The organism is Caldanaerobacter subterraneus subsp. tengcongensis MB4 (assembly GCF_000007085.1).
Taxonomy (GTDB): domain Bacteria; phylum Bacillota; class Thermoanaerobacteria; order Thermoanaerobacterales; family Thermoanaerobacteraceae; genus Thermoanaerobacter; species Thermoanaerobacter subterraneus.
In genome coordinates, this window is the sequence record NC_003869.1 from 446031 (window position 1) to 470264 (window position 24234).

The window sequence follows — 24234 nt, forward strand, 5'->3', positions numbered from 1 at the left end:
CATCTAAAAAATCTTCTCCTAAAAATTCTCTCATTTTTTTCAATGCTTTTTTCTTTGTTTTATTTACTGCCTGCTGCGAAATATGGAGCTTTAAGGCTATTTTCTAAGCAAATTATTAAGGGGAATTAATAAAAATTTAATAATTTGTAACCAATTTGTAATATCTGACAAACGAAATAATGGTATAATGTTGGTAGAAGAATTTATGGGAGGTTTTGGTGAGGAATGAAAAAAGCTCTTGTAATTTTGATAATTTTAACTTTGTTATTTGGCGGATGCCAAACAAAAAGAGAGGTTAAGGAGAGTAATACGTTTCACAAACTAATTCCTAATTTTCAATATTTCCAAATGATAGATAGAAATAATGGATGGGCTATTGGAGAAAATATGGGAGAAAATAAAGTATTTATTACAATTGATGGAGGTAGTACATGGATTACTACTTCGACTTCTGGCATAGGTGATATTCGCGGATGGTTTTTTATGGATTCGGATCATGGCTGGATACTTTATTCTAATGGGACTCTTTACAGGACAGAAAATAGAGGTAAAAACTGGGATGCTGATGAAGTGCCTTTTGATATGGGTAAATTATTTTTTATAAATTCTAATGGAAAATATGAAGGTTGGGTCCTAAAAGAATATGGTCCTGCATCTGGGAATGTACCTGTAGATGTGTATAGATTAATAAACAATAAATGGACGCTAATTCACAAAGGAGAATTACCTAACAGCACTTCAGCATCTCCCAATCCGCTTCCCTATGAGGGAGAAAAAAAGAGTTTCATTTTTTTACCTGATGCAAAGACCGGTTTTATTGCAACAGAAAGGCGGGATCCGGGAAAGTCTAGTTTATACATGACAACTGACGGAGGATATACATGGAATAAGAAAGATATTCCTTTACTTTCAAAATTGAATGATAAATATATTTCTGTATATTCTCTTAAATTTGTTGATGGTGAAATAATTTGGCCAATATCTGCATTTGATGATGTGAAAAAGGATTTTGCAATACTGTTTTTAGTGAGCAAAGATAATGGAAACAGTTGGGGAGAAAAGACTTCTTTTATATATAAGAATTCTCCTAGAAAAATTTACGTATTGGATAAAGAAAACTGGTACGTTTTATTTGAAAATCAATTACTTAAAACAAATAATGGAGGGCATACATGGAAAAAGCTAAATATTCCGCAAAATACATTTCAGATTCAATTTATAGACAATAAAATAGGATGGGCTTTAGCTTCAACCTCAACCGGAACAAATTTATTTTACAGTGAAAATGGCGGTTATACGTGGGATAAGAAATTTTAAGATAATTAAGGTATCGGGATATCAAGAGGTAGAGTGTAATGAGGAAAACAAAAACTTTTTTATTAATCGCTTTTGCCATTGTTTTATCATTGAGTATAATTGCCCTTGGATTGTCAGTGTCGAGGGTTAGTGCAGGGGATGGGCCAAATCAATCACAGTTTAATAAAATTATTGAAAAAGTAGGCAGTTTTTTAAAGGGTGATAAGGGTAAATTGAAAGTCAACGAAGGGGATATAATTGCAGAGGTTAACGGTATACCAATATATAAAAATGAATTTGAATTGCGTAAAGGGTTGACATTGGCATCAGACGAACAAATAAATGATATAAATAATTTTGTTTTGAATAAATTGGTGAGAGAGAAAGTAAAAGAATATCTTGCTATGAAATACAATCTAAAGGTATCGGAAGATGAAATAAATTCATATATTGAAAAAGAGAAACAACAATTTAAAGAATTTCCTGAAGCGGAGAAAAAATTGAAAGAGTTAATTTCTGCAAGTGGCATGACATATGAGGAATACTGGAACGATTATGAAAGATACAATGTAAAAAGAATGTTGCTTTTTGATAAGCTGTACAATGCGATAGTCGATGAAGGAATTAAAAATGGGGAATTGAAGAAAACGGATAAAATGACTATAGAGGTGCAAAATGAGTATAAAAAGTATTTTGACAATATAATAGATCAATATGTAAAACAGGCTAAAATATCGATTAATAAGAAGTATAAAGATATGTTTAGAGGATTTAAAGTGGAATGAATGTGCAAAGGCAGGAGAGGAGAATGAAAAAATTTTTTATAATACTATTGCTCTCTTTGGCATTTTTGCTGATATATGCTTTTTACCCTCGAAATGGAACTTTTAATAATCTAATTCTTTCGCATTATTCAGGAATATCTTTCAATAAAGTTATGATAATAAAATACCAAGATTTTGATTTTAAGGTAAAAACAATAAAAAATCCTGATAAGATAAAAGAAATACTCAGGTATTTTAAAAATTTTGATTTAAAGGAAAGCAATGAAAGAAACTATGCAAATTATGATTACCGGACAAATGGATATTCAATCTATTTTGAAGGGGAAAAAGATTACAAAATTTATGATTTAGCTATAGCTATTTCAAAGGATAACCCCCATGTTTTAGAAATATTTCCGGATATAATAAATAGACGTTTGTTTTTATATGTCAGCCATAATACGTATGAGATATTAAATGTGGAGGTAAATTTCGAGTATATAGAAGAACTGTGGAAATTGGGAGAATAAGAAAACCTCAAAAGGTTAAATTACCAAAAAAAGCGGTTTGCTTTATGGAAAAGTTTCCAAAGCAAGCCACTAATATTTTTTATGCATTTAAAAATCAGACAAAAGGAACCGTTCCCTTTTGTTTGCTTTGTTTGTTAGGGGGACAGGTTTTTGGCCTATTACTGTCCCCTTAGGATTTTAGGTAGCCTACGATTATTTGATTTAGACGAGGATATTCGCCTATATCTTCTTCGGTTTGTACTAAAACTTCGTTATTCATTACTGCAATTACTTTTGCCCCTTTTATGTTTTCGTTTAGACTAACTATTCTGTGCTTTTGTTTTGCCTCATCTATTGAGTCTGTATAGAGTATTTTCCCATCTTTTATTATAGCAAAACTTGTTGCGTATTCTTCTAATTCAAATATTTCATGGGATGAAAGAAGTATTGTGCCTTTTTTCTCATTGACATACTGCTTTATAATTTCAATTAGTTCAAATCTTGTAGCTGGGTCAAGGTGCTGTGTAGGCTCATCAAGTATTATGAGTTTTGCATTTGTTGAGAAAGCCAGAATTGCAAGTATTAGAGTTTTTTGACCTCTTGAAAATTTTTGCATTTCATCATTTAGATTGAATCCATATTTGGAAAGAAAATTTTTAAAAAAAGTATCGTCCCACAAAGGGTATAATGTTTTGTACATTTTGTAGTAATCTGCTAACTGTAAATTGCTAAAGACCTTTCTGTGTTCTGTGACGAAGGCTATATCCTTTTTTATGGAGGGGTGAAAAGGCTTTTCAAATATGAATATTTCACCAGAGTCTTTTTTCATAGCATTCATTATGCATTTTAATGTTGTAGTTTTTCCTGCGCCATTTGGACCCACAAGTGCCATTATTTCTCCTTCCTGTACTTTAAAGCTGACACTTGAGAGTATTTGTTTCCCATCTATTTGTTTGCTTAAATTTTTTACTTCTACTACATACATTAATTTTCACCACCTTTTATTACATATGACCAATAACCCAAAAAGGAGATTAGAGAAGAGTATATAAATGACAAAACCAAGTTTCCCTGTCTGGTAAAGCTTACTAAGCTGTAGGGATTAAATAGAGCGCTGTTTATATTCGGGCTGCCAATATATCCAAAAATCATGTCTAAAAGCACTATCAGTACGCTCCAGACAAGGCCGTCCATTTCAAATCCTGAAAAGGTCATTTGAAGCCCAAATATTGCAAAGAGAAGGATTAAACTTTGTAAAATTATTTTTAATTTGTCTATTAAAGTAATACCTACAAAGATAGCAGAAATATTGGATGTTGCAATTACAATTAGGCTCAATAAAATGAGATTGTAGAAAAACAATTCCTTTCTGGAAAAAGGCAGAAAATATAGAAGTTCTGCGTTCTGGTGCCTTATATCGTATACTATAAAGCTGGCAGAAAGAAACAACAAAACTATCGTTTTTATGAATATCCCCGGTATAAGAAGAAGAAAAGTAAGGAGAAATATTCGTACAGCTTTTTCTTTTACTTCTTTTTGTATATACACGTCCATTTTACTTATCATTTCATTCATTTTTCCAGACCTCCTCAAAAATTAACATTGCTGTATAGTAGTCTATCCGGCCATTTTTGAGCTTTGACACACATTCTCTTATTATCTCTATTACTTCTTTGTTTACATCAATGTCTTTTTTTACAAAATAGCCGACTCCCTGTTCTGATTCTATATACCCTTCGTTTTTGAGTTTTTCTAGCGCTTTCAAGACAGTGTTTATATTGACATCGAAAATTACCTGCAAATCTCTTACGGAAGGCAATTGAGCGCCTTTTTGGAGATTTCCCAGTAAGATTTCGGATTTTATCATATTTACTATTTGTAAATAAGCAGGTACTCCACTGTGTTTATCAACTTTTCTTAACATCTTTTACCCTCACTCTTTTACAAGTTTTATAAAACCGTGAGTTTTTATTTCTACAGGAGCGTTATTTTTGTTAATAATTCTTGCTAAACCGCCATCGCTGTCAATTAATAAGTTTCCCCTCTCATTTGAGGAATTCAAAATTTCAATAGTCCCATTGAAACCTGAAGAACTTATTTTAAAGTCATTAAATTTTGCAGAGGTGTGAATATTTATTCCCGAAGAATTGATAAAAATTTTATCAAAATATAATTCTCCAGACATGTTAATGCAGTCTGCGTCGATATTTAAATTTTCTCCGCGCAGTTTTCCGGTCAGGTTCAAGCCGCTACAGTGGATTGAAGTTTCTTTTTCTGAGGTTATGTCAGCATTTATTTTAGCACCGTCGCAATTCAGTGAGAAATCTTTTAAGTCAGCTTTTCTAGTGATTTTAATTCCTGAACAATTTATCTCCAGGTTTTTTGGGGATAGGGTTCCCACTTTTATTACATAAGTTACGTTTTTTTGGCTTAGTTCTGATAAAATTAAGTTTTCTCCCTCTTTTTTCACGACAAAATCAGAAGGAATTTCAATAGTGTTAGTTTTTGTAAATTCTAATTCCATGCCTGAATATGTCGAAATTTGGATATTTTGTACGTCTTCTAGAGGTATTTCTGTATCAGGAAGTACTTTTTTATCTAAGCGATTAATAACGACGTCTCCTGAGGAGTCAGAAATATCTATTGGAGGTATGTTTATATTTATCTGCGGCAGGGTACTTACAGGTATTGCTAAAAGTCCCAGAGCGATTATTATAAGAAAAAATATGAGAATAACTGTCCCAAGAGGAGAGAGAGTTTTTTTGAGAGGAAAAATGCTCAGAAGTAGCACAAAAGCCAAAGCGAGAAAAAGTACTTTCAGTGAAATCCAGGGTAAAAACCAGGCGATTAAGGCAAAAGCTCCTGATGCTGCTATTTTTGCGATAGAGCTTTCTTTTAGGGTTTTTAGCAAAGGTATATTTGAAGCCTTGTCTGAAAATAAAAATGCTAAGCCTCCTACTACAAGTGTAAAAGATGCTAAAAACGCGATTGTTTCAATTAGATTTTGATGCATATGAAATGACCTCCCAAACATTTATACTGTTATATAATAATATAACAGTATAAATGTATTTTGTCAAGGGGGTAGGGTCCATTTTTTTTAAAATATCTTTAGAAGATGAAAAATTACAGAAGGATTTTAGAGATTTATGTAGAAATAATAAACTCAGGAAGGGCAAAAGCAGAATTTTACCACTTTGTTTAATAAAATTAGATGGGAAGGGGTAGAAAATGGATTATAAGGAGCTGTTAAAAAAGCTTAGTGAAAGTCACGGGGTCTCCGGACATGAAAGAGGAATTTATCAGCTTTTGAAAAAAGAATTTGAAGAGATTTCCGATGAAGTTCTAGAGGACAATTTTGGAAATTTAATTTTTAAAAAGAAGGGTTTAAAAGGCAAGTATAAGGTGATGCTGGCAGCCCATTTGGATGAAATAGGGCTTATGGTGAAAGATATTGATGAGAAAGGATTTATAAAATTTACACCGGTTGGAGGAGTGGACCAAAGAACCCTTCCTTCTCAAGAAGTCATAGTGCACGGTAAAAAAGAATTATTGGGAGTTATAGGGAGTAAACCGCCTCATCTCTTATCCTCCGAAGATATGGAGAAGGCAATAAAAATAGACGATATGTACGTAGACGTAGGGCTTCCGAAAGAGGAAGTAGAGAAGCTGGTAAGCATTGGAGATATTATAACTGTGAAAAGGGAGTTTAGAGAACTTTTGAATGATAATGTTTCAGGAAAGGCTTTAGACGATAGGGCAGGGGTTGTGGTGATGGCAGTATGCCTTGATGAACTAAGGAAGATGTACCATTATCACGACGTGTATGCTGTAGCTACTCTTCAGGAAGAGGTGGGGGTAAGAGGAGCTATAACTTCTTCTTACAATATTGAACCTGACATAGCTATAGCGATTGATGTGACTCATGCGAAAGCGAGGGGAGTTAGCCGCGACATAGAGATAGGGAAAGGGCCTGCGATTGGGAAGGGGCCTAATATTCATCCTGCTGTATATAAAGGGCTTGTAGATATAGCGAAAAAATACAATATAAATTATCAGATAGAGCCGCTTCCTGGGCATTCAGGCACTGATGCATGGGCAATCCAGGTGTCAAAAAAAGGAGTTCCTACAGGGCTTGTGTCAATACCTTTGAAGTACATGCATACTTCTGTGGAAACTGCTAATATGAAAGACATAATAGAAAGCGGCAGACTGCTGGCACACTATATTGCCAATCTGCCTGAGGAATTGGAGGGACATTTATGTTATTAAAGGAGTTAACTGAGCTTTTAGGTGCTTCTGGAGATGAAAAAGAGGTAAGAGAGAAGATAAAAGAGATAGTTAAACCTTATGTGGATGAGCTTTATGTGGATAGAATTGGGAATTTGATAGCCTGCAAAAAAGGGAAAAAGGAAAAGCCAAAGGTGATGCTGGCTGCTCACATGGATGAAGTTGCTTTAATGGTGAAGTCTGTAAATGAAGACGGGACATTAAGTTTTTCTCCTGTGGGCGGAGTTGACAACCGTATTCTGGTAGCCAAAGCAGTAAAGGTAGGGGAGAAGAAGATAAACGGGGTAATAGGTGCAAAACCTATACATCTTCAGAAAAAAGGAGAGCAGGAAAAACCTCTTGACTTTGATGAACTCTATATAGACATTGGAGCAGCATCTAAAGAAGAAGCTTTAAAGCACATTTCACCCGGTGACTATGTCTACTTTGAATCAAATTTCGAGATTTTAGGGGATGGCTATGTCAAGGCAAAGGCTTTGGACGATAGAATAGGCTGTAATGTATTAATAGAAATTTTGAAAAATACATATGAATATCCTGTTTGCGCGGCTTTTACAGTGCAAGAAGAGGTTGGTTTAAGAGGAGCGGGTGTTGCGGCTTATAATGTAGAGCCTGATTTTGCGTTAGTTGTGGAAGGAACTGTAGCTGCGGATGTTGTGGATTCAGAGCCTCATCTGGTTTCCACAGAGCTGGGAAAAGGGCCTGCAATTTCACTTATGGATAGAACTACTTTGTATGACAGAAAGATTATTGACAAGATTGTCAGGATAGCAGAAGAGAATAATGTACCTTATCAGTTTAGGAGAATAGCGAGCGGTGGAAATGATGCAGGTAAAATACACCTTACAAAAGGAGGAATAAAGACAGTAGCTATTTCTGTGCCTTGTAGATACATCCATTCTTTCAACTCTGTAGCTAAGCTGAGTGACTTTGAAAATACAGTTAAGCTTGTGGACTTAGTGATTAAAAATATTGAGGAGGTATTGAAATGAGTGTGAATGTGGAACTTATAAAAAAGCTAACACAGGCTTTTGGACCTTCGGGAAGTGAGGAGAAGGTTTTTGAGATTATAAGAGAGGAAGTCAAAGGTTTTTGCGATGAAATTACTCATGATGCGATGGGAAACATGATATGTGTGAAAAAGGGAAAAGGGAAAAAGATAATGGTGGCTGCTCATGCTGATGAAATAGGCATTATGGTTACGCATATTGAAGAGGAAGGCTTCTTGAGGTTCACAACGATAGGTGGCGTTTATGTAGAGCACCTTGTAGGAAGAAGAGTTAAGTTTAAAAATGGTACAGTAGGAGTAATTGGAGTAGAGCATTTGGAGGATAAAAAGGATTTTAAACTGGAGAAGCTTTACATAGATATAGGTGCAAAAGATAAAAAAGAGGCAGAAGAGCTTGTCAAAATAGGGGAGAGTGGAAGCTTCGTAGGAGAGTTTGTAGAAGCTGGAGATAGGTTAATTTCCAAGGCTTTTGACGACAGGATAGGATGCTATGTGGCGATTGAAGCGCTAAAAAACGTGAAGACAGAAAATGAGCTGTATTTTGTTTTCACAGTGCAAGAAGAGGTAGGCTTAAGAGGTGCTACTACAGCCGCTTACAGTATTAATCCTGATTTTGCTATTGCTGTGGATGTAACTGCAACGGGAGATACTCCTAAAGCGAAGAAAATGGCGGTAGCTCTCGGTAAAGGTGCAGCAATAAAGGTAATGGACAGATCGATAATTGTGAGCCCTTCTGTGAGAGATATGATGATTGAAGTGGCGAAAGAGAACAGTATTCCGTATCAATTAGAAATACTGGAATTTGGCGGTACTGATGCAGGAGCGATTCACCTTTCAAGAGGGGGAGTACCCTCTGGAGTGATTTCTATTCCCACAAGGTATGTTCACAGCGTTTCAGAGATGGTGGATAAGAAGGACGTAGAGGCAAGTATTAACCTCCTGATAAAAATACTGGAAAAATAAAGCAAAAGACCCTGCTTTTTAAGCGGGGTCTTTTTATTTATAGGCTTATGCACTTTCACTGGAGGTGCTATTTTTTGAATTTACAAGCCAGTTGACTATAAAAAATACAGCCACTATGAGGAGGACAAGCCCTGCTATGGCCCAAATGAGATTTTTTATGTTGAATTTAAACATTTTTTCTCCCTCCTCGGGAAGAGGTTAAAATTTATTGTTCTTATCTTCATTGTACAAGATATTTATGATAATATCAACTTTTTTTAAAATCAGACAAAGGGGACGGTTCCTTTTGTCTGAATTCTAAGTTGTTCAGATGAAAGGAACCGTCCCCTTTGTCTGGAGTTTAGGCGGTTATTCCAAATACCTTTTGTACCAGTGTTCCAAAGAGGTAAGATAATGCTGCTGCTCCAAGGCCTGTGATGACCATTTCTGTTATCTTTCCTTTGATAGATAGGCTTTCTGATGCTACAGATACCACAGTTCCCACTATGGAAAGGGCTATAGCTGCAAATATCACAGAAAATGCTAAAGCCAATAGAGAAGAGGAAGAGATAAAGAAATAAGGGATTACAGGGAATACAAGCCCTACAAGATATGCGATGCCTGTGTACAATGCAGATTTTACCTCGTTTTCAGTTATTTCTTCTGTCAAGAGATTTGTCATGGCCTCCTCATTATTGTTTAATTTTTCGGCTATTTCTTCGCCAACTTCCATTGGTATTCCTGAATCCTGCAACTTATTTAGAAATTCTTCTTTTGCTCTTTCTTTTGAAACTTTGAATAGTAGCTCCATTTTCTTTTTTATCCCTTCATTTACCTGTCTTTGAGACCTTACAGAAGTATATGCTCCTATTGCCATAGAAAGTGCTCCCGCTACTCCTACCACAAGGCCTGCAGTGCCTACAGTAATAGGATTTTTCGGATAAACAGCAGAAAGACCTGTTACAGTTCCTAAGATTTCAACAAGGCCATCGTTCATACCCATTATGAAATCTCGAATATTTTCAATGCTTATCCTATCTTTTTGCTGACTGAATAGTTTTTCATGCTCCAGTTCCTCTTCAATTATTCTGGAGAGAACTGTTTTTTCTTCATCGGATAAAGGTACTTCGTTTAGAAATTTAAAATAGCATTCTGTAGTTGAAGTTTCATTCATTTCTAAAATTGTTACGAATAGCTTATTTCCAAGGAGTTTGCGAAATATCCTGTAGATAAACAATTTAAAAGGCTGGCTTTTTAATTTTGGAACTTGAGCTTTTCTATCTTTTAGAAATTTCTCCCAAAAGGCTGCGTGATTTTTTTCCATTTCGGAAAGCTTTTTGAATCTTTTTTTAATTTCAGGGCTTTTTTCTATTTTTGAAAGATAGGAGTAAAGTGTGTAAGCTTCAATTTCTTCACTGTAAAAGTTAAGGGCCTGATTTATAAAATCCATTTCTGTAAGTCACCCCATTTTTGATTGTACATCAAAATTATATCATAAAAGAGGAGGGGGAGTGACCCCCTCCAATTTTACTCTTCTTTTGCCATTCTTTCGTAGATTTTGTACCTCTCCATTGCGGCTTTTTCTGCTTCTTCGAAGAGTTCTTTTGCTCTTTCCGGGAAGGTTCTTTCCAAAGCTGTAAATCTTACTTCTCTCCTCAAGAATTCCTGGAAGGAGAGTTTTGGAGGCTTGGAATCCAGTATGAACGGATTCTTTCCTTCCTTCTTGAGGAGCGGGTTGTATCTATAAAGTATCCAGTAACCAGATTCTACCGCTCTCTTCTGCTCTATCTGGCTCTCGCTCATGTCAATTCCGTGTGCTATACATGGTGCATAAGCGATTATAAGGGATGGACCAGGATATCTTTCTGCTTCAATTAAGGCTTTCATAAGCTGTGTCTGGCTTGCTCCCATTGCGACCTGAGCTACATACACATATCCGTATGTCATTGCCATTCTACCTAAGTCTTTCTTTATAAGTGGTTTACCTGCTGCGGCAAATTGTGCAACTGCGCCTAATGGTGTTGCCTTTGAGGACTGTCCGCCTGTGTTGGAGTAAACTTCTGTATCAAGCACCAGTATGTTTACATCTTCTCCTGATGCTAGTACGTGGTCTAAACCGCCGTATCCGATGTCATATGCCCAACCGTCTCCACCTATTATCCACTGAGATTTTTTAACCAGATAGTCTTTTCTTTCAAGTATCTCATTTATTAATGTCTTTACTTTTTCATTTTCAGCTTTATAGTTTTCAAGTATTGGCAGCAACTTCTTGCTAGCTTCTTTGGATTTTTCGCCATCCATCATGTTGTCAAGCCAGAATTGCAGTGCTTCTTTTAACTCTGCTGTGATGTTTTGCTCTAGCAGTTCTTTTACTATATCAGCTAACTTCATTCTCTGCTGTTTTACAGCGAGTACCATGCCTAATCCAAATTCTGCATTGTCTTCAAATAGAGAGTTTGCCCAAGCAGGTCCTTTTCCTTCGTGGTTTACTGTGTAAGGCGTTGATGGTGCACTTGCTCCCCATATTGAAGAACAACCTGTTGCGTTTGCTATCATCATTCTATCGCCGAATAGCTGTGTTATTAGCTTCACATAAGGTGTTTCACCACAACCAGCGCATGCTCCTGAGAACTCAAGCAACGGCTGTTCGAATTGGCTTCCTTTTACTGTCTCTTTGCTCATTGGATTGGGTTTTGGAGACAAGGTCATTGCATATTCCCAGTTCTCTGCTTCGTGCAATTGTGTCTCTAATGGTTTCATTACTAGAGCCTTTTCTTTTGCAGGACATTCATTTACGCACACTCCGCATCCTGTGCAGTCAAGGACGCTGACTTGTATTCTGTAATATAAGCCTTCAAAGCCTTTTCCAATGGCTTTCTTGACTTTAAATCCCTCAGGAGCATTTTTGACTTCTTCTTCAGTGAGCAAGAATGGCCTTATTGCAGCGTGTGGACATACAAAAGCGCACTGGTTACACTGGATACAATTGTCTATTTGCCATTCTGGTACGTCTACTGCAATTCCGCGCTTTTCATAAGCTGCAGTTCCCGGCGGGAAGGTTCCATCCTCTCTTCCCAAGAAAGCACTTACAGGGAGATTGTCTCCTTCGAGCCTATTCATTACATCTGCGACATTTTTAATAAATTCAGGTACATTTCTTTCTTCTTCAGGTTCATCCTGTGCATCTGCCCAGTGAGGTGGTACTTCCACTTTTACGAGAGAATTGATGCCTCTTTCTACTGCTTCAAAGTTCATCTGGACTATCTTTTCGCCTTTGTGTCCGTATTCTTCTACTATTGCTTCTTTTAGGTGTTTTACCGCATCCTCAATTGGTATTATATTTGTGAGCTTGAAGAAAGCGGACTGCATTATCATGTTAATTCTTCCGCCCAAGCCTATTTCTTTTGCTATGTCAACTGCGTTTATAATGTAGAAGTTTATGTTGTGTCTTGCGAGGTATCTCTTTATTGAAGCTGGAAGTTTTTCTTCCAGTTCTTCTGGTTTCCAGTTGCAGTTTAAGAGGAATGTGCCGCCATCTTTTAGTCCTTTCAAGATGTCATAACGGTACACATAGGACTGCTTATGGCATGCTATGAAATCAGCGGTGTTTACCAGGTAGGTAGACCTTATTGGTTTTTTGCCAAACCTCAAGTGAGATACTGTTACGCCGCCAGATTTTTTACTGTCATACTGGAAGTAAGCCTGAACATAAAGGTCAGTGTTGTCTCCAATGATCTTTATAGCGCTCTTGTTTGCGCCAACTGTACCGTCAGAACCAAATCCCCAGAATTTGCAGCTGGTTGTCCCTTCTGGCGATGTATCTATTTCCTCTCCAACAGGCAGCGAAGTATTTGTGACGTCATCTACTATTCCTATTGTGAAGTGGTTCTTTGGCTCTTCTAATTTTAGGTTTTCGAATACTGCGATAATCTGCGCAGGAGTTGTGTCTTTTGAACCGAGTCCATAGCGTCCTCCGACAATTACAGGTTTCAGTTCACTCTCATAAAAGGCAGTCTTTACATCTTCATAGAGCGGTTCTCCAATAGAACCAGGCTCTTTTGTTCTATCAAGCACAGCAATTTTCTTTACTGTCTTTGGCACTACTTCGAGGAAGTGCTTTATTGAGAATGGCCTGTAAAGGTGAACTTTTACTAATCCTACTTTTTCACCTTTTTTCATCAAATAGTCTATTGTTTCTTCAATTGTCTCGGTCACAGAACCCATTGCTACTATTATTCTTTCTGCGTCTGGTGCTCCATAGTAGTTAAAGAGCTTATAATTTCTGCCTGTGAGTTTATTTATTTCGTTCATGTAGTATTCTACAACTTCAGGGAGGGCGTTGTAGAACCTGTTAGCAGCTTCTCTTCCCTGGAAGAAGATATCTGGGTTTTGGGCTGTGCCGCGTGTAACAGGTTTTTCTGGCCTTAAAGCTCTGTCTCTGAATGCCTTTAGTGCTTCGTAATCTATAAGTTTTGCCAGGTCATCGTAATCCAAGACTTCAATCTTTTGCACTTCGTGAGAAGTTCTAAATCCGTCAAAGAAGTGCAAGAATGGCACTCTTCCTTTAATTGCAGAAAGATGTGCTACTGCACCTAAGTCCATTACTTCCTGTACGCTGCCTGATGCAAGCAATGCAAAACCTGTCTGACGGCAAGCCATGACGTCAGAATGATCTCCAAAGATTGAAAGGGCGTGAGTTGCTACTGCACGAGCGCTTACATGGAAAACGCCAGGCAAAAGTTCACCCGCAATCTTGTACATGTTCGGTATCATTAAAAGAAGACCCTGTGATGCAGTAAAAGTAGTTGTGAGGGCACCTGCTGCCAGTGACCCATGAACAGCTCCTGCTGCCCCTGCCTCTGATTGCATCTCAATGACTTTTACAGTTTGTCCAAATATGTTTTTCCTTCCATGGGCACTCCAGGCGTCTACCAGCTCTGCCATGGGTGATGAAGGGGTTATTGGGTAAATCGCTGCTACTTCCGTAAAGGCGTATGCGACGTGGGCAGCAGCCGTATTACCATCCATGGTTTTCATCACTTTAGCCATCTTATTACTCCTCTCCTTAATGTAATTTTTTTTATTGAGCATACCATTTTAAGAAAATTGTACCTGCTATAGTACAGTATACAGTGTAACAGCTATATTATATAACAGATGTTTATACACTGTATAACAGTACTGCTTTTTTGAGATTTTTAAAGCTTTCAAATTACTATAACAGGTACACCTTTATTATACCATATACGCGTAAAAATTAAAACTTTCTAGGTGAAATTAAAATAAACTGAGAGAGGAAAAACCCTCTCTCTTACTTGTGTTCAGGTTTTATTTTTGTAGAAACTTTAACTGGCGATTTTTCTTTTACGTGCTCATAACGATTGTACATGAGTAGAGCTACTAATGAGAAGAATACTGGACCTACAATCATCCAAATGGTAGAACTCAAATCTCCCTCAATTGCAGGCTGAATTATTGTAAAGAAGTTTGCAAATGCGACTGTTGCAGTTACTATAACTGTTGCTATGAGAGATGATGCATTGCTTTTGAAGATTTCAAAAGGCTTTTTAATTTGTTTATTTTTCTTAAAAGAATAGAAAGCTCCTGAAAGAAATACGTAAGGCAATGTCATTGCCACATTTGTCATCAAAATTAGTTTTGCAAAGAATCTAGCTGCAGCTTCGCCTCCAAAAGATACTAATATGATTATCACTACTGCTATGCTGCACTGTACCCACATAGCAGTTTTAGGAATTCCGTCTTCAATTTTGGCTATTTTGCCAGGCCACAGTTTTGCAGGAGTTCCCTCTATTATCTGCTTTAAAGGAGCATATGTGAGGGTAAAGAAAGCGCCGGTTAGAGCCAAAAACATTGAAAGACCTACATACCTTGCAAACCATGCTCCTATTGCTAGAGAAGTAGCTTCTGGAAGTCCCAATGCATGACCTATTTGATATCCCAAGTTATTCATAACAACATATGCTACGTTTGCCATGTTTACATTTTGTGAACCCAGCACTTCTTTCCAGTTGGTGAAGGTTCCAACCATAAAAATTCCTAAAGAATATCCTATAGAAATGAGAATAGCGGAAATCAAAAGCCCTCTTGGGAAGTTTTTCTCAGGTTTTTCTGTCTGATCTACAAGACCGCTTACTACTTCAAGACCTCCATAAGCAAATATAGCAAAAACCAAAAATGCAAGCATCGCAAGAGTAGTCTGATAAGCTGGGTTTGGAGAACTTATGAAGGCGGAAGCAGATGCAACGGGTTGAGCAATTTTGCCTTTATTCGCAACCAGTACGAAAATACCTCCAAAGAGTAAAACGATATTAAGAAGTGCTACAGCTGTTCCTCCTACAGATGTCACTTTTGAAATACTTTTTAGTCCATGAGATGCTATATACGTTACAGTGATTACCCATATTACGCCAAGAAGACCAAGAGTCTGTGTAGCCTTTAAGCCAAAAAGGCTCCATGTGGAGGTTGTATCTTTACCAAATATGGCATTTGAAAGAGGAATCCATATAGAGGAGCTTACATTTACCATCCATATGATGTAGGAAGCATACCACATAAAAGTTCCTATAAAAGCATACTTTGGATTTACTGATTTTTCCATCCACGAGTAAATTCCGCCTTTTTCCTCTTTAAAAGCCGAGCCGTACTCTGCCATCATAAAAGCGTAAGGTATAAAGAAAGTTATTCCTGAAAGCAGATACCATGGAATAGCTCCATATCCCATTAAGTAGAAGGAACGGGGGATGTTAGTAAAGCCAAATACAGAGGTAAAGATCATCAGAATAAGTGGAATTAGTGCCAGTTTTTTTGCATCGTTTACACCCTTCTGCATAAACTTCCTCCTTTACACAAAAATTTTTATTACAAAAAAATTTTAATACATACAAAAATATTGCAAACGTATTATATAACTTTTTTAGGAATTTTGTCAAGGTCGCTAATTTACAGTATTTCCAGCGTGTAAAATTTAATACTTGAAAAAATTTAAAAAATTGACTTTCTAGAGGGGAATATGGTATAATTTTTCTTGTCAAATTATGTCGAAAAGAAGGGAAATAAGAGTTGCGAAGCTTACTTATTTGGTTTCTAAAAAGTTAGGGCTTCCTAAGGAGGAGCAAATTTATAACTGCAAGGTGGGGATTACTTCACGTTGGGCTGGGGCTTATTCTTTTGAGCGCTCATATAATAGGAATTTGCGATTCTTTCGATGCCATGACTACAAAAAGGCCTTACAATCAAAAAAGGTTAAAGAGCATGCATGAAGCTATGCTTGAGTTGAAGACAATGCCTTACAAATATAATTACAAGATTGTAGAGGCATTGGAAGAAGTAGTGAGGGAGATAAAGGGGGATCAGAGGTATTTCATATCACAGTATAGGGAGGGTAATTGAATGAGGAGTGTCAGGACAAAACTTCTGGTTTTAATGGTGCTTTTTATATTAATACCTCTTGTGATAGCAGGTTACTTTTCTACAAATATCGCAGAATCTGTTCTTAAATCTAAGATAAACGATTCCAATCAGACAGCTTTGTCTGTACTGAACAAATATGTAAACTCATTTAAGCGGGATACTGAAACAATAGTGCAAATGTTGTCAGAGTCTAATGAGATTTTAAATTACGATGGAAGTCAGGCCTCAGATGAAGCGGTGTTAAAGAAGCTAGAAGAGACAAAAAAGGCTATGCCTGATGCTATGAACGTGTATTTTGCAACTCCTTCAAAGAAAATGATTTTATATCCAATTCAAAAACTTGAAAATTACGACCCTACGGAAAGGCCCTGGTACAAAGAGGCGGTAAATGCAAATGGAAAGATTACCTGGACAGAACCCTATCAAGACTTTAACACAAAGGTTCCGGAAATTACTGTGACAAAAGCTGTTTTAGATTCTAGTGGAAAATTGATAGGTGTTTTAGGAATTGACATAAGTTTAGAGCAGCTTTCAAAAAATATTTCTGATGTAAAACTTGGCAAAACAGGGTACATATACGTCGTTACAAAGGACGGTATTACAATTTCTCATCCAGATTCTACTAAACTTTTTACTTCAATTAAGAAGTACGATTTTGGTGAGAGGTTGCTTGCTACAAAAAATTCTACGATTCAGTACGTATCAAATAATATATTAAAATTTGCTAGTGTGAGAGACCTTGACAGTTTCGGTTGGAAAGCTGTTGTTACGATGGATAACAGCGAATTGACAGGAGATGTAACAAAGATAAGGAATTTTATAATCACAGTAAGCATAGTAATACTTCTAATAGGCATTGTGATTGCATACTTCTTCTCCAACTCCATATCCTCAGGCATAAAGAAAGTAGTAACTGCTATGGAAGAAGCTTCACAAGGCAATATCACGGTAAGAGCCGATGTAAAGACAAAGGACGAAGTAGGAGTACTTGCAAATAGCTTTAACACAATGTTAGAAGGCATAAAGAAGCTAATATTTGACATAAAGAGCGTATCAGAATCTGTAAACCACTCTGCAGAAAACCTGGCAGTTGCTTCAGAGCAGGCAGCTCAGGCTACACAGGATGTAGCAAAGGCGATTGAAGAAATAGCTCAAGGGGCATCAAGTCAGGCGAAAGAGGCAGAAGAAAGCGCCAATGCAACTGTGGTCTTAGGGCAGCTTATAGATAGCTCTCTCAAAAACGCTGAGGAAATAAACCATGAAGTAGAAAATGTGAACATGGTTTCAAATGAAGGTCTTGTCACGATAAAAGAGCTAATAGAAAAGACAAAGCACACAATACAAGCCAACAACAACGTAAAAGAGGCGACAAATTATCTGTTAGAGAAGTCGGCAGAGATAGAAAAGATAGTGGAGACAATAACAAATATAGCAGACCAGACGAACTTATTGTCTTTAAATGCAGCGATAGAGGCAGCGAGGGCAGGGGAAGCAGGAAGAGGCTTTGCAGTTGTAGCGGATGAAGTTAGGAAATTAGCGGAGCAGTCCTCCCAGGCAGCGAGGAACATAGCGAATTTGATAGCAGAGATACAGTCTACGATAAACAACACCCACAGGACAGTGGAGGATTCGACGAAGTCAATAGAGGAGCAGAGCGAAGTAGTAAATACGACAAAGGACGTATTTGAAGGGATACTAAATGCAGTGAAGTTCATAGTGGAGAAGATAGAGAATTTGACGAAATCTTTGAGGGAGATAGAGGAGCACAAGAACAGGATAGTAGATTCAATACAGAACATAGCGGCAGTATCAGAGGAGGCGGCAGCGTCGGCAGAGGAAGTATCAGCCACATCAGAAGAGCAGTCGGCGATAGTGGAGGAGATGGCTTCTACTGCAAATGAGTTAAAGAGCTATGCCAATACATTGATTGAGGCGATTAAGCAGTTTAAGGTAGAGTAAGCGGGGTCTTCCCCTGCTTTTTTAATGTTTTTTTAAAATGTATAAATATTAGCAGGATTTTTGAGAGTCTAAATAGAATAATACTATAAAGCTTTATAGAAACAAGAACATGGGGGGATTTTAATGTCAAGAGTTGTAAGAGCACCTCGAGGGACAGAGCTTCACTGCAAAAACTGGCAGATAGAAGCTCCTTACAGAATGATTATGAACAACCTAGACCCTGAAGTGGCTGAAGATCCTGCAAACTTGATAGTGTACGGTGGGGCAGGAAAAGCCGCAAGAAATTGGGAAGCTTTTGACAAAATACTAGAAAGCCTTGAAAACCTGGAAGAGGATGAGACTTTGCTAGTTCAATCGGGAAAACCTGTAGGAATTTTCAAAACCCACGAGATGGCACCAAGAGTTTTGATTTCAAATGCCATGCTGGTTCCAAAATGGGCCAACTGGGAGACTTTTTGGGACCTTGAAGCAAAAGGGCTTACCATGTACGGCCAGATGACGGCAGGAAGCTGGATATATATAGGCTCACAGGGAATTGTAGAAGGGACTTTTGAAACTTTTGCTGCTTTAGCCAAAAAGCACTTTGACGGAAGCTTAAAGGGCAAGTTTGTCCTTTCAGCAGGGCTGGGAGGAATGGGCGGTGCTCAACCGCTGGCAATTACCATGTTAGATGGAGCCTGCCTTATAGTCGAAGTTGATAGAAACAGGATAAAAAGAAGACTGGAGACTAAATACTTAGATGTAATGGCGGAAGACCTGGATGAAGCCTTGGGAATGGTTATGAAGGCAAAAGAAGAAGGAAGGGCTTTATCTGTAGGATTGGTGGGCAATGCAGCAGATGTTCATCCAGAACTTGTGAGAAGAGGCATAATCCCAGATGTTGTAACAGACCAAACCTCAGCCCATGACCCCTTAAATGGATATGTGCCAAATGGAATGACTTTAGATGAAGCTATAGCACTTAGAAAATCCAATCCTGAAGAATACATAAAGAGAGCTAAAAAGGCGATGGCAGAGCATGTTTTAGCTATGCTTGAAATGCAGAAAAGAGGGGCTATAGTTTTTGACTACGGTAACAACATAAGGAGAATGGCCTATGACGAAGGAGTAAAAGACGCCTTCAACATCCCAAGCTATGTTCCCGAGTATATAAGGGACCTGTTCTGCGAGGGCAAAGGGCCTTTCCGCTGGGTGGCGTTGTCTGGTGACCCTGAAGACATTTACAAGACAGACCAGAAAGTATTAGAACTTTTCCCTGATGACCCCATACTCAATAGGTGGATTAGGTTGGCTAGAGAAAGAGTGAAATTCCAAGGGCTTCCTGCGAGGATTTGCTGGCTGGGCTATGGTCAGAGAGCAGAATTTGGCCTTGCTATAAACGAGATGGTAAGAAAAGGAGAGCTTAAAGCGCCAATTGTAATAGGAAGAGACCACCATGACACAGGGTCTGTGGCATCACCGTATAGAGAGACAGAGGCTATGAAGGATGGAAGTGACGCTATAGCAGACTGGCCGATACTAAATGCGCTTTTAAACACTGCCTCAGGAGCTACATGGGTTTCTGTACACCACGGAGGAGGAGTAGGAATAGGTTATTCCATCCACGCAGGAGTAGTTGTGTGTGCTGATGGAACAAAGGAGACAGATTTGAGAATTGAAAGGGTTCTGACAGGGGATCCAGGTCTTGGGATAGTAAGACACGCCGATGCAGGATATGAAATAGCAATTAAGACTGCAAAAGAAAAGGGAATAAAAATGCCTATGCTTAAATGAATTTGAAAGGGCGTGGGAGAAAGATGAATCAGATAATTGAATGTGTGCCCAATGTGAGCGAAGGAAGGGATCAGGAAAAGATTTCTGAGCTCATAAAAGAAGTGGTTTCAACAGAAGGAGTAAAACTTTTGGACTATTCTTCAGATAAAGACCACAATAGGACAGTTATAACCTTTGTTGGAGATAAAGAGGGGGTAAAAGAAGCGGCTTTTAAGCTCATAAAAAAAGCTTCAGAGATAATTGACATGAGATATCACAAAGGAGAACACCCTAGAATTGGAGCTGTGGATGTGGTTCCTTTTGTTCCTGTAAAAAATGTTACAATGGAAGAATGCGTACAGATTGCAAGGGAACTAGGAGAAAGAGTAGGGAAAGAGCTTAATATACCTGTTTATCTGTATGAAGAAGCAGCTACAACTCCTGAGAGAAAAAATTTAGAGAATATAAGGCGAGGGGAATATGAAGGCTTTTTTGAAAAGATAAAACAGCCAGAGTGGAAGCCCGATTTTGGACCTTCTGAGATGAATCCTAAAAGCGGTGCAATAGTAATTGGGGCAAGAAATTTTTTGATTGCCTTCAATGTAAACCTTGGCACAAATGATATTGAAATAGCTAATAAAATCGCTAAAGCTGTCAGATTTTCAAGTGGTGGCTATAGATATGTGAAGGCAATGGGGGTTGAATTAAGAGAAAGAGGGATTGTGCAGGTTTCAATGAACCTTACAGATTTTAACAAGACACCGATTTACAGAGTTTTTGAGACAATTAAAGCAGAAGCTTCAAGGTATGGTGTGAATGTAGTAGGAAGTGAAATAATAGGCCTTGTGCCTTCAAAAGCGTTGCTAGATGTTGCCGATTATTATTTGAGATTAGAAAATTTCTCCATGGATATGGTTTTGGAAAACAGAATTTACGAATGAGGTGTTCATATGAGAGCAGATTTATTAATATACAATATAAGTAAAATTTATACGCCGATTGGGACGAAACCTCTTTGTGGAGAAGATATGGAAAAAATAGAAGAGATAGAGAATGCTTACATAGCAATAAAAGATGGAAAAATTTTGGCGGCAGGGAAATCTCCTGCCGCAATTTCTGCAGAGAGGGAAATTGACGCGAAAGGTATGATTGCACTCCCTGGATTTGTTGACCCTCACACCCATGTGATGCATTATGGATCCAGAGAAAATGAAATGGCTCTAAAGCTTAAAGGTTATTCCTATATTGACATTTTAAAACAAGGCGGAGGTATCCATTCCACAGTAAGAGCGACTAGAGAGGCCTCTGATGAGGCATTGCTTCAAAAGGCTTTAAAAAGCCTTGAAATCATGCTTTCTCATGGAGTGACTACTGTAGAGGTAAAAAGTGGGTATGGCCTTAATACAGAGCAAGAGATACGGCTTTTAAGACTTATGAACCAATTAAAAAGCCTTTCTGTTGTGGATATTGTGCCTACTTTTCTAGGAGCCCATGCTATTCCACAGGAGTTTGAAGAGAACCCTTGGAGGTATGTGGAGAAAGTAATAAATGAGATGCTTCCTAAGGTAAAAGAGGAAGACCTGGCAGAGTTTTGCGATGTATTCTGTGAAGAAGGGGCTTTTGATTATGAACAATCGAAGAAAATATTAGAGGAAGCTAAAAAACTGGGGTTTAGACTAAAAATTCATGCGGATGAACTTACCCACAGTAAAGGTGGAGAATTGGCTGGGATATTAGGGGCTATAAGTGCTGACCATTTAGAAGAAGTCTCTGATGAAGGAATAGACCTCATGAAAAAAGCAGGCACAGTGGCAGTCCTTTTGCCAGGGGTTTCTTTCTTTTTGAATAGACCTTATGCTGATGCGAGGCGATTAATTGAGAGGGGATTGCCTGTTGCATTAGGTACAGATTACAATCCCGGTACAAGCCCTACAGAGAATTTACAGCTTATAATGTCATTTGCCTATATTAACATGAAAATGAGGGCAGAGGAAATCCTAACAGCTGTTACATTAAATGCTGCCTGTGCTATTGATAGAGGTGATGAAATAGGGACTATAGAGGAAGGGAAAAGAGCTGATATTGTCTTAGTTGATGCTCCAAATCTGGACTATATGATGTATCACTTTGGAATTAACCATGTAAATACAGTGATAAAGGCAAAAGGAAATGATGTGGTTGTTATTGGAATAAAATAGTTTTTATGTTACAATGAAAATGGGTGAAGAAGAATGTTTGCTGTATCCCAGAAGTTATTAGAAATATGTGAAAAATATAAAATAGGTTTGGTGTACCTGTTTGGTTCACAAAAAGAAAATGCATTGAAATTACTGCAGGGGGAAAAAGTAGTAATAGATGACCCTTTGGCAGACATTGATGTGGGCGTGGTTTTTTTGGAGGATATAGAAAAAATAGAAAAGCGTTATTTGCTTTATGCGGATATTTACAATGAGCTAGAAGACCTCTTTAAACCTTATAAATTGGACTTGGTATTTCTTCAAGAAAATCATTCCATATTCCAGCTAGAAGCCTTGAAAGGGATATGCGTATATTCTTACTCTGAAGAGTTTAAAGATAGTTATGAAATGCAGATTTTAAGAAGAGCAGCAGACTTCAAATATATGTACGATAAATATATTGAAGAGGTGCTGGAAAAATATTAAAAGTTGTGGTGGGGAATATGATAAATCGCCAGTTAATTTTGGAAAGACTTATTCTTATTAGCGAGTATTTGGAGGAACTAAAAGTTTTGTCTTCAATGGATAAAGCAACTTTTTTAAGTGATAAAAGAAATTCTGCGGCTGCAGAAAGTTTTTTAAGGAGAACTTTGGAGGCAATTTTTGATATAGGAAGGCATATATTAGCAAAGTCAGGTAATATCGAATTATCAAAAGAATATAAATCAATTGCGAGAGGGTTAGGAGAATACGGATATATAGATGAGGAATTGAGTAAAAAATTAGTGAAAATGGCAGGATATAGAAATAGGATGGTGCATCTTTACAATTTAGTGACAGATGAAGAATTATATGAGATTATTACATCTAACCTTAACGATATTGAAGAATTTGTAAAAGAGATAAAGAATAAAGTACTATTGGAATAGCGTAAAAAAGAAGGTGCCATTTGTATACAAAGATTTTACAAATGGCACCTCATTAGTTAAATTTAGCCTTACTATTTTTTTAAATAATGTTTTCTCATCTCTTTATTTTCTGGCAATGATAGAATTTCTTCTAAAACTTTTTCTACCTGCTCATCATTTTGAGTTCTAGGGTCTCTGTACAGAAGTTCTTTTATTATGTCTATGTCCCCTGTTGACAACGCCAATATTAAAAAATGAAACAAAGTTAGGAGTTGACAATTTTGTTACAAAGGTTCGCGTTTATTGGTATAATAAGTGGTGTGAAAACATTTGAGAAGGGAGATGGTGTTGTGCTAATCAATGATTCTTTAAAAGGGTATATTGAAAAGGTTGCCTCAGCTTCACCTACGCCGGGTGGTGGAAGTGTTTCGGCAGCGGCTGCAAGCCTTGGAATTGCTCTATCAAAAATGGTTTACGATTTGACTATTGGGAGGAAATTTTATGAAGAGTATTCAGAGGACATAAAAGAAGAGATTCAAGAAGGACTTAATATTTGCAATAGGCTTTTAGAGGAATACATGAAGCTTGTAGATGAGGATACAGCTGCTTATGATGAAGTTATGAAAGCTTTAAAAATGCCAAAAAATACGGAGGAAGAAAAGAAGATAAGAAGTGAGGTTTTGCAGAAGGCATACATAAATGCAATGAATGTTCCTTTAAAACTTGCAAGACTTTGCGGCGAAGGATTTACTCCCACTGCTTTAATTGCTGAGTATGGCAATCCCAACGCTGTATCAGATGCAGCTGTTGGTGCAATACTATTATATGCAGCTATGGAAGGAGCAGTTTTGAATGTAAAGGTCAATCTACCTTATATCAAGGATAAAAAGCTTGCCGAAGAGGCTAAAAAAGAGTGCGATGAATTACTCAATAAATATAGAAGTGTGAGGAATGAGATTGTAAGTAAAGTATTGAATAAAATTTCTGGGGAATACTAAAAAAATAATTGTGGAAGATATCTAAAGAGAGGAGGCGATTTTTAGAGAAAATATATAAGTTATAAAGAAAAACAGGGTTATTTGAGAGTTGTATATGAAACTGTAGGCAGTTATAATGATGTTAGATGTCAGACAAGCTTACATGTTTACTGAGTACAAACTCAGTAAACGGTAACAAAATTTTTCATAGGAGGTTAGA

The 24234-nt window shown here is 37.4% G+C and carries 23 protein-coding genes and 1 pseudogene; 15 read left to right on the plus strand and 9 right to left on the minus strand.

Features of this window, described 5'->3' with window-relative positions:
• Positions 1-225 precede the first annotated feature (225 nt).
• Genes TTE_RS02070 through TTE_RS02080 form a run of 3 tightly spaced genes read left to right on the plus strand, consistent with a single transcriptional unit; the run spans position 226 to position 2590 of the window.
• Positions 226-1317 carry a WD40/YVTN/BNR-like repeat-containing protein gene (locus TTE_RS02070; protein WP_041587099.1) on the plus strand — a complete coding sequence of 364 codons (1092 nt, stop codon included), beginning with the start codon at positions 226-228 and terminating at the stop codon, positions 1315-1317.
• 38 nt (positions 1318-1355) lie between these two features.
• Positions 1356-2081 (plus strand): SurA N-terminal domain-containing protein, encoded by a 726-nt coding sequence (locus TTE_RS02075; protein WP_011024872.1) that lies wholly within the window; start codon positions 1356-1358, stop codon positions 2079-2081.
• A gap of 23 nt (positions 2082-2104) precedes the next feature.
• Positions 2105-2590, plus strand: a complete 486-nt coding sequence (locus TTE_RS02080; RefSeq protein ID WP_011024873.1) for a hypothetical protein — start codon at positions 2105-2107, stop codon at positions 2588-2590.
• A gap of 169 nt (positions 2591-2759) precedes the next feature.
• Here the strand turns inward: TTE_RS02080 and TTE_RS02090 are convergent, their stop codons facing one another.
• From TTE_RS02090 to TTE_RS13885, 4 genes are read right to left on the minus strand one after another with little or no spacing between them, the layout of a single operon-like run.
• On the minus strand, positions 2760-3554 hold the full coding sequence (locus tag TTE_RS02090) for an ABC transporter ATP-binding protein (RefSeq protein ID WP_011024874.1): 795 nt from the start codon (positions 3552-3554) through the stop codon (positions 2760-2762).
• Positions 3554-4144, minus strand: coding sequence for a hypothetical protein (locus TTE_RS02095; protein ID WP_011024875.1), 591 nt, complete (start codon positions 4142-4144; stop codon positions 3554-3556). Before TTE_RS02095 ends, TTE_RS02090 begins: the two co-directional genes overlap by 1 nt.
• Complete coding sequence (locus tag TTE_RS02100; protein WP_011024876.1) at positions 4137-4493, minus strand: GntR family transcriptional regulator; 357 nt, start codon at positions 4491-4493, stop codon at positions 4137-4139. The genes TTE_RS02095 and TTE_RS02100 overlap by 8 nt, the downstream gene beginning before the upstream one ends.
• Positions 4494-4502: 9 nt before the next feature.
• The gene (locus TTE_RS13885; RefSeq protein ID WP_157858509.1) at positions 4503-5093 is read right to left on the minus strand and encodes a hypothetical protein; all 591 of its coding nucleotides are present in this window, start codon (positions 5091-5093) and stop codon (positions 4503-4505) included.
• A gap of 127 nt (positions 5094-5220) precedes the next feature.
• On the opposite strand from TTE_RS13885, the gene TTE_RS13890 reads away from it, so the two are divergent.
• The 4 genes from TTE_RS13890 (at position 5221) to TTE_RS02120 (ending at position 8831) form a co-directional block, all read left to right on the plus strand.
• Positions 5221-5577 carry a hypothetical protein gene (locus TTE_RS13890; RefSeq protein ID WP_162009306.1) on the plus strand — a complete coding sequence of 119 codons (357 nt, stop codon included), beginning with the start codon at positions 5221-5223 and terminating at the stop codon, positions 5575-5577.
• 223 nt (positions 5578-5800) lie between these two features.
• On the plus strand, positions 5801-6841 hold the full coding sequence (locus TTE_RS02110) for a M42 family metallopeptidase (RefSeq protein ID WP_011024879.1): 1041 nt from the start codon (positions 5801-5803) through the stop codon (positions 6839-6841).
• Positions 6832-7851, plus strand: a complete 1020-nt coding sequence (locus TTE_RS02115; protein ID WP_011024880.1) for a M42 family metallopeptidase — start codon at positions 6832-6834, stop codon at positions 7849-7851. Before TTE_RS02110 ends, TTE_RS02115 begins: the two co-directional genes overlap by 10 nt.
• Positions 7848-8831 (plus strand): M42 family metallopeptidase, encoded by a 984-nt coding sequence (locus TTE_RS02120; RefSeq protein ID WP_011024881.1) that lies wholly within the window; start codon positions 7848-7850, stop codon positions 8829-8831. The genes TTE_RS02115 and TTE_RS02120 overlap by 4 nt, the downstream gene beginning before the upstream one ends.
• A gap of 45 nt (positions 8832-8876) precedes the next feature.
• Here the strand turns inward: TTE_RS02120 and TTE_RS14440 are convergent, their stop codons facing one another.
• The 4 genes from TTE_RS14440 to yjeM all read right to left on the minus strand — a co-directional run bounded on the left by TTE_RS14440 (position 8877) and on the right by yjeM (position 15660).
• Positions 8877-9005, minus strand: a complete 129-nt coding sequence (locus TTE_RS14440; protein ID WP_259082248.1) for a hypothetical protein — start codon at positions 9003-9005, stop codon at positions 8877-8879.
• Between the two features lie 166 nt (positions 9006-9171).
• Positions 9172-10260: a VIT1/CCC1 transporter family protein gene (locus TTE_RS02125; RefSeq protein ID WP_011024882.1), complete on the minus strand. Its 1089-nt coding sequence runs from the start codon at positions 10258-10260 to the stop codon at positions 9172-9174.
• Between the two features lie 77 nt (positions 10261-10337).
• On the minus strand, positions 10338-13859 hold the full coding sequence (nifJ, locus tag TTE_RS02130; RefSeq protein ID WP_011024883.1) for a pyruvate:ferredoxin (flavodoxin) oxidoreductase: 3522 nt from the start codon (positions 13857-13859) through the stop codon (positions 10338-10340).
• 262 nt (positions 13860-14121) lie between these two features.
• The gene (gene yjeM / locus TTE_RS02135; protein ID WP_011024884.1) at positions 14122-15660 is read right to left on the minus strand and encodes a glutamate/gamma-aminobutyrate family transporter YjeM; all 1539 of its coding nucleotides are present in this window, start codon (positions 15658-15660) and stop codon (positions 14122-14124) included.
• Between the two features lie 338 nt (positions 15661-15998).
• Between yjeM and TTE_RS13410 the strand changes: the two genes are divergently transcribed.
• The 7 genes from TTE_RS13410 to hepT all read left to right on the plus strand — a co-directional run bounded on the left by TTE_RS13410 (position 15999) and on the right by hepT (position 23058).
• A complete protein-coding gene (locus tag TTE_RS13410) occupies positions 15999-16220 on the plus strand; it encodes a hypothetical protein (protein ID WP_011024885.1) in 222 nt (73 codons plus the stop codon).
• Positions 16221-18200, plus strand: a complete 1980-nt coding sequence (locus TTE_RS02145; RefSeq protein WP_011024886.1) for a methyl-accepting chemotaxis protein — start codon at positions 16221-16223, stop codon at positions 18198-18200.
• A 123-nt stretch (positions 18201-18323) separates the two neighbouring features.
• A complete protein-coding gene (gene hutU / locus TTE_RS02150; RefSeq protein ID WP_011024887.1) occupies positions 18324-19973 on the plus strand; it encodes a urocanate hydratase in 1650 nt (549 codons plus the stop codon).
• A gap of 23 nt (positions 19974-19996) precedes the next feature.
• Positions 19997-20893 carry a glutamate formimidoyltransferase gene (ftcD, locus tag TTE_RS02155; RefSeq protein ID WP_011024888.1) on the plus strand — a complete coding sequence of 299 codons (897 nt, stop codon included), beginning with the start codon at positions 19997-19999 and terminating at the stop codon, positions 20891-20893.
• A 9-nt stretch (positions 20894-20902) separates the two neighbouring features.
• Positions 20903-22150 (plus strand): imidazolonepropionase, encoded by a 1248-nt coding sequence (gene hutI, locus TTE_RS02160; RefSeq protein ID WP_011024889.1) that lies wholly within the window; start codon positions 20903-20905, stop codon positions 22148-22150.
• Between the two features lie 33 nt (positions 22151-22183).
• Positions 22184-22615 carry a nucleotidyltransferase domain-containing protein gene (locus TTE_RS02165; protein WP_011024890.1) on the plus strand — a complete coding sequence of 144 codons (432 nt, stop codon included), beginning with the start codon at positions 22184-22186 and terminating at the stop codon, positions 22613-22615.
• A 17-nt stretch (positions 22616-22632) separates the two neighbouring features.
• Entirely contained in the window at positions 22633-23058 is a 426-nt protein-coding gene (gene hepT / locus TTE_RS02170; RefSeq protein ID WP_041587100.1) for a type VII toxin-antitoxin system HepT family RNase toxin, read from the plus strand.
• Between the two features lie 71 nt (positions 23059-23129).
• On the opposite strand, the pseudogene TTE_RS13895 reads toward hepT, so the two are convergent.
• Positions 23130-23279: pseudogene (locus TTE_RS13895) on the minus strand (alpha-glucosidase/alpha-galactosidase); the annotation flags it as partial.
• Positions 23280-23387: 108 nt separating this feature from the next.
• On the opposite strand from TTE_RS13895, the gene TTE_RS02175 reads away from it, so the two are divergent.
• Complete coding sequence (locus tag TTE_RS02175; RefSeq protein WP_041587273.1) at positions 23388-24035, plus strand: cyclodeaminase/cyclohydrolase family protein; 648 nt, start codon at positions 23388-23390, stop codon at positions 24033-24035.
• Positions 24036-24234: the final 199 nt, after the last annotated feature.

Bases quoted from the DNA above. Each gene is read 5' to 3' on its own strand.
- TTE_RS02100 (WP_011024876.1), bottom strand. From the start codon at position 4,493: ATGTTAAGAAAAGTTGATAAACACAGTGGAGTACCTGCTTATTTACAA.
- TTE_RS02110 (WP_011024879.1), top strand. From the start codon at position 5,801: ATGGATTATAAGGAGCTGTTAAAAAAGCTTAGTGAAAGTCACGGGGTC.
- TTE_RS13885 (WP_157858509.1), bottom strand. From the start codon at position 5,093: ATGGAATTAGAATTTACAAAAACTAACACTATTGAAATTCCTTCTGAT.
- ftcD (WP_011024888.1), top strand. From the start codon at position 19,997: ATGAATCAGATAATTGAATGTGTGCCCAATGTGAGCGAAGGAAGGGAT.
- TTE_RS02125 (WP_011024882.1), bottom strand. From the start codon at position 10,260: ATGGATTTTATAAATCAGGCCCTTAACTTTTACAGTGAAGAAATTGAA.
- TTE_RS02080 (WP_011024873.1), top strand. From the start codon at position 2,105: ATGAAAAAATTTTTTATAATACTATTGCTCTCTTTGGCATTTTTGCTG.
- hutI (WP_011024889.1), top strand. From the start codon at position 20,903: ATGAGAGCAGATTTATTAATATACAATATAAGTAAAATTTATACGCCG.
- TTE_RS02095 (WP_011024875.1), bottom strand. From the start codon at position 4,144: ATGAATGAAATGATAAGTAAAATGGACGTGTATATACAAAAAGAAGTA.
- hutU (WP_011024887.1), top strand. From the start codon at position 18,324: ATGTCAAGAGTTGTAAGAGCACCTCGAGGGACAGAGCTTCACTGCAAA.
- TTE_RS02165 (WP_011024890.1), top strand. From the start codon at position 22,184: ATGTTTGCTGTATCCCAGAAGTTATTAGAAATATGTGAAAAATATAAA.
- hepT (WP_041587100.1), top strand. From the start codon at position 22,633: ATGATAAATCGCCAGTTAATTTTGGAAAGACTTATTCTTATTAGCGAG.
- nifJ (WP_011024883.1), bottom strand. From the start codon at position 13,859: ATGGCTAAAGTGATGAAAACCATGGATGGTAATACGGCTGCTGCCCAC.
- TTE_RS02145 (WP_011024886.1), top strand. From the start codon at position 16,221: ATGAGGAGTGTCAGGACAAAACTTCTGGTTTTAATGGTGCTTTTTATA.
- TTE_RS02075 (WP_011024872.1), top strand. From the start codon at position 1,356: ATGAGGAAAACAAAAACTTTTTTATTAATCGCTTTTGCCATTGTTTTA.
- yjeM (WP_011024884.1), bottom strand. From the start codon at position 15,660: ATGCAGAAGGGTGTAAACGATGCAAAAAAACTGGCACTAATTCCACTT.
- TTE_RS02090 (WP_011024874.1), bottom strand. From the start codon at position 3,554: ATGTATGTAGTAGAAGTAAAAAATTTAAGCAAACAAATAGATGGGAAA.
- TTE_RS13890 (WP_162009306.1), top strand. From the start codon at position 5,221: ATGTTTATATTTATCTGCGGCAGGGTACTTACAGGTATTGCTAAAAGT.
- TTE_RS02120 (WP_011024881.1), top strand. From the start codon at position 7,848: ATGAGTGTGAATGTGGAACTTATAAAAAAGCTAACACAGGCTTTTGGA.
- TTE_RS02115 (WP_011024880.1), top strand. From the start codon at position 6,832: ATGTTATTAAAGGAGTTAACTGAGCTTTTAGGTGCTTCTGGAGATGAA.
- TTE_RS02070 (WP_041587099.1), top strand. From the start codon at position 226: ATGAAAAAAGCTCTTGTAATTTTGATAATTTTAACTTTGTTATTTGGC.
- TTE_RS14440 (WP_259082248.1), bottom strand. From the start codon at position 9,005: ATGTTTAAATTCAACATAAAAAATCTCATTTGGGCCATAGCAGGGCTT.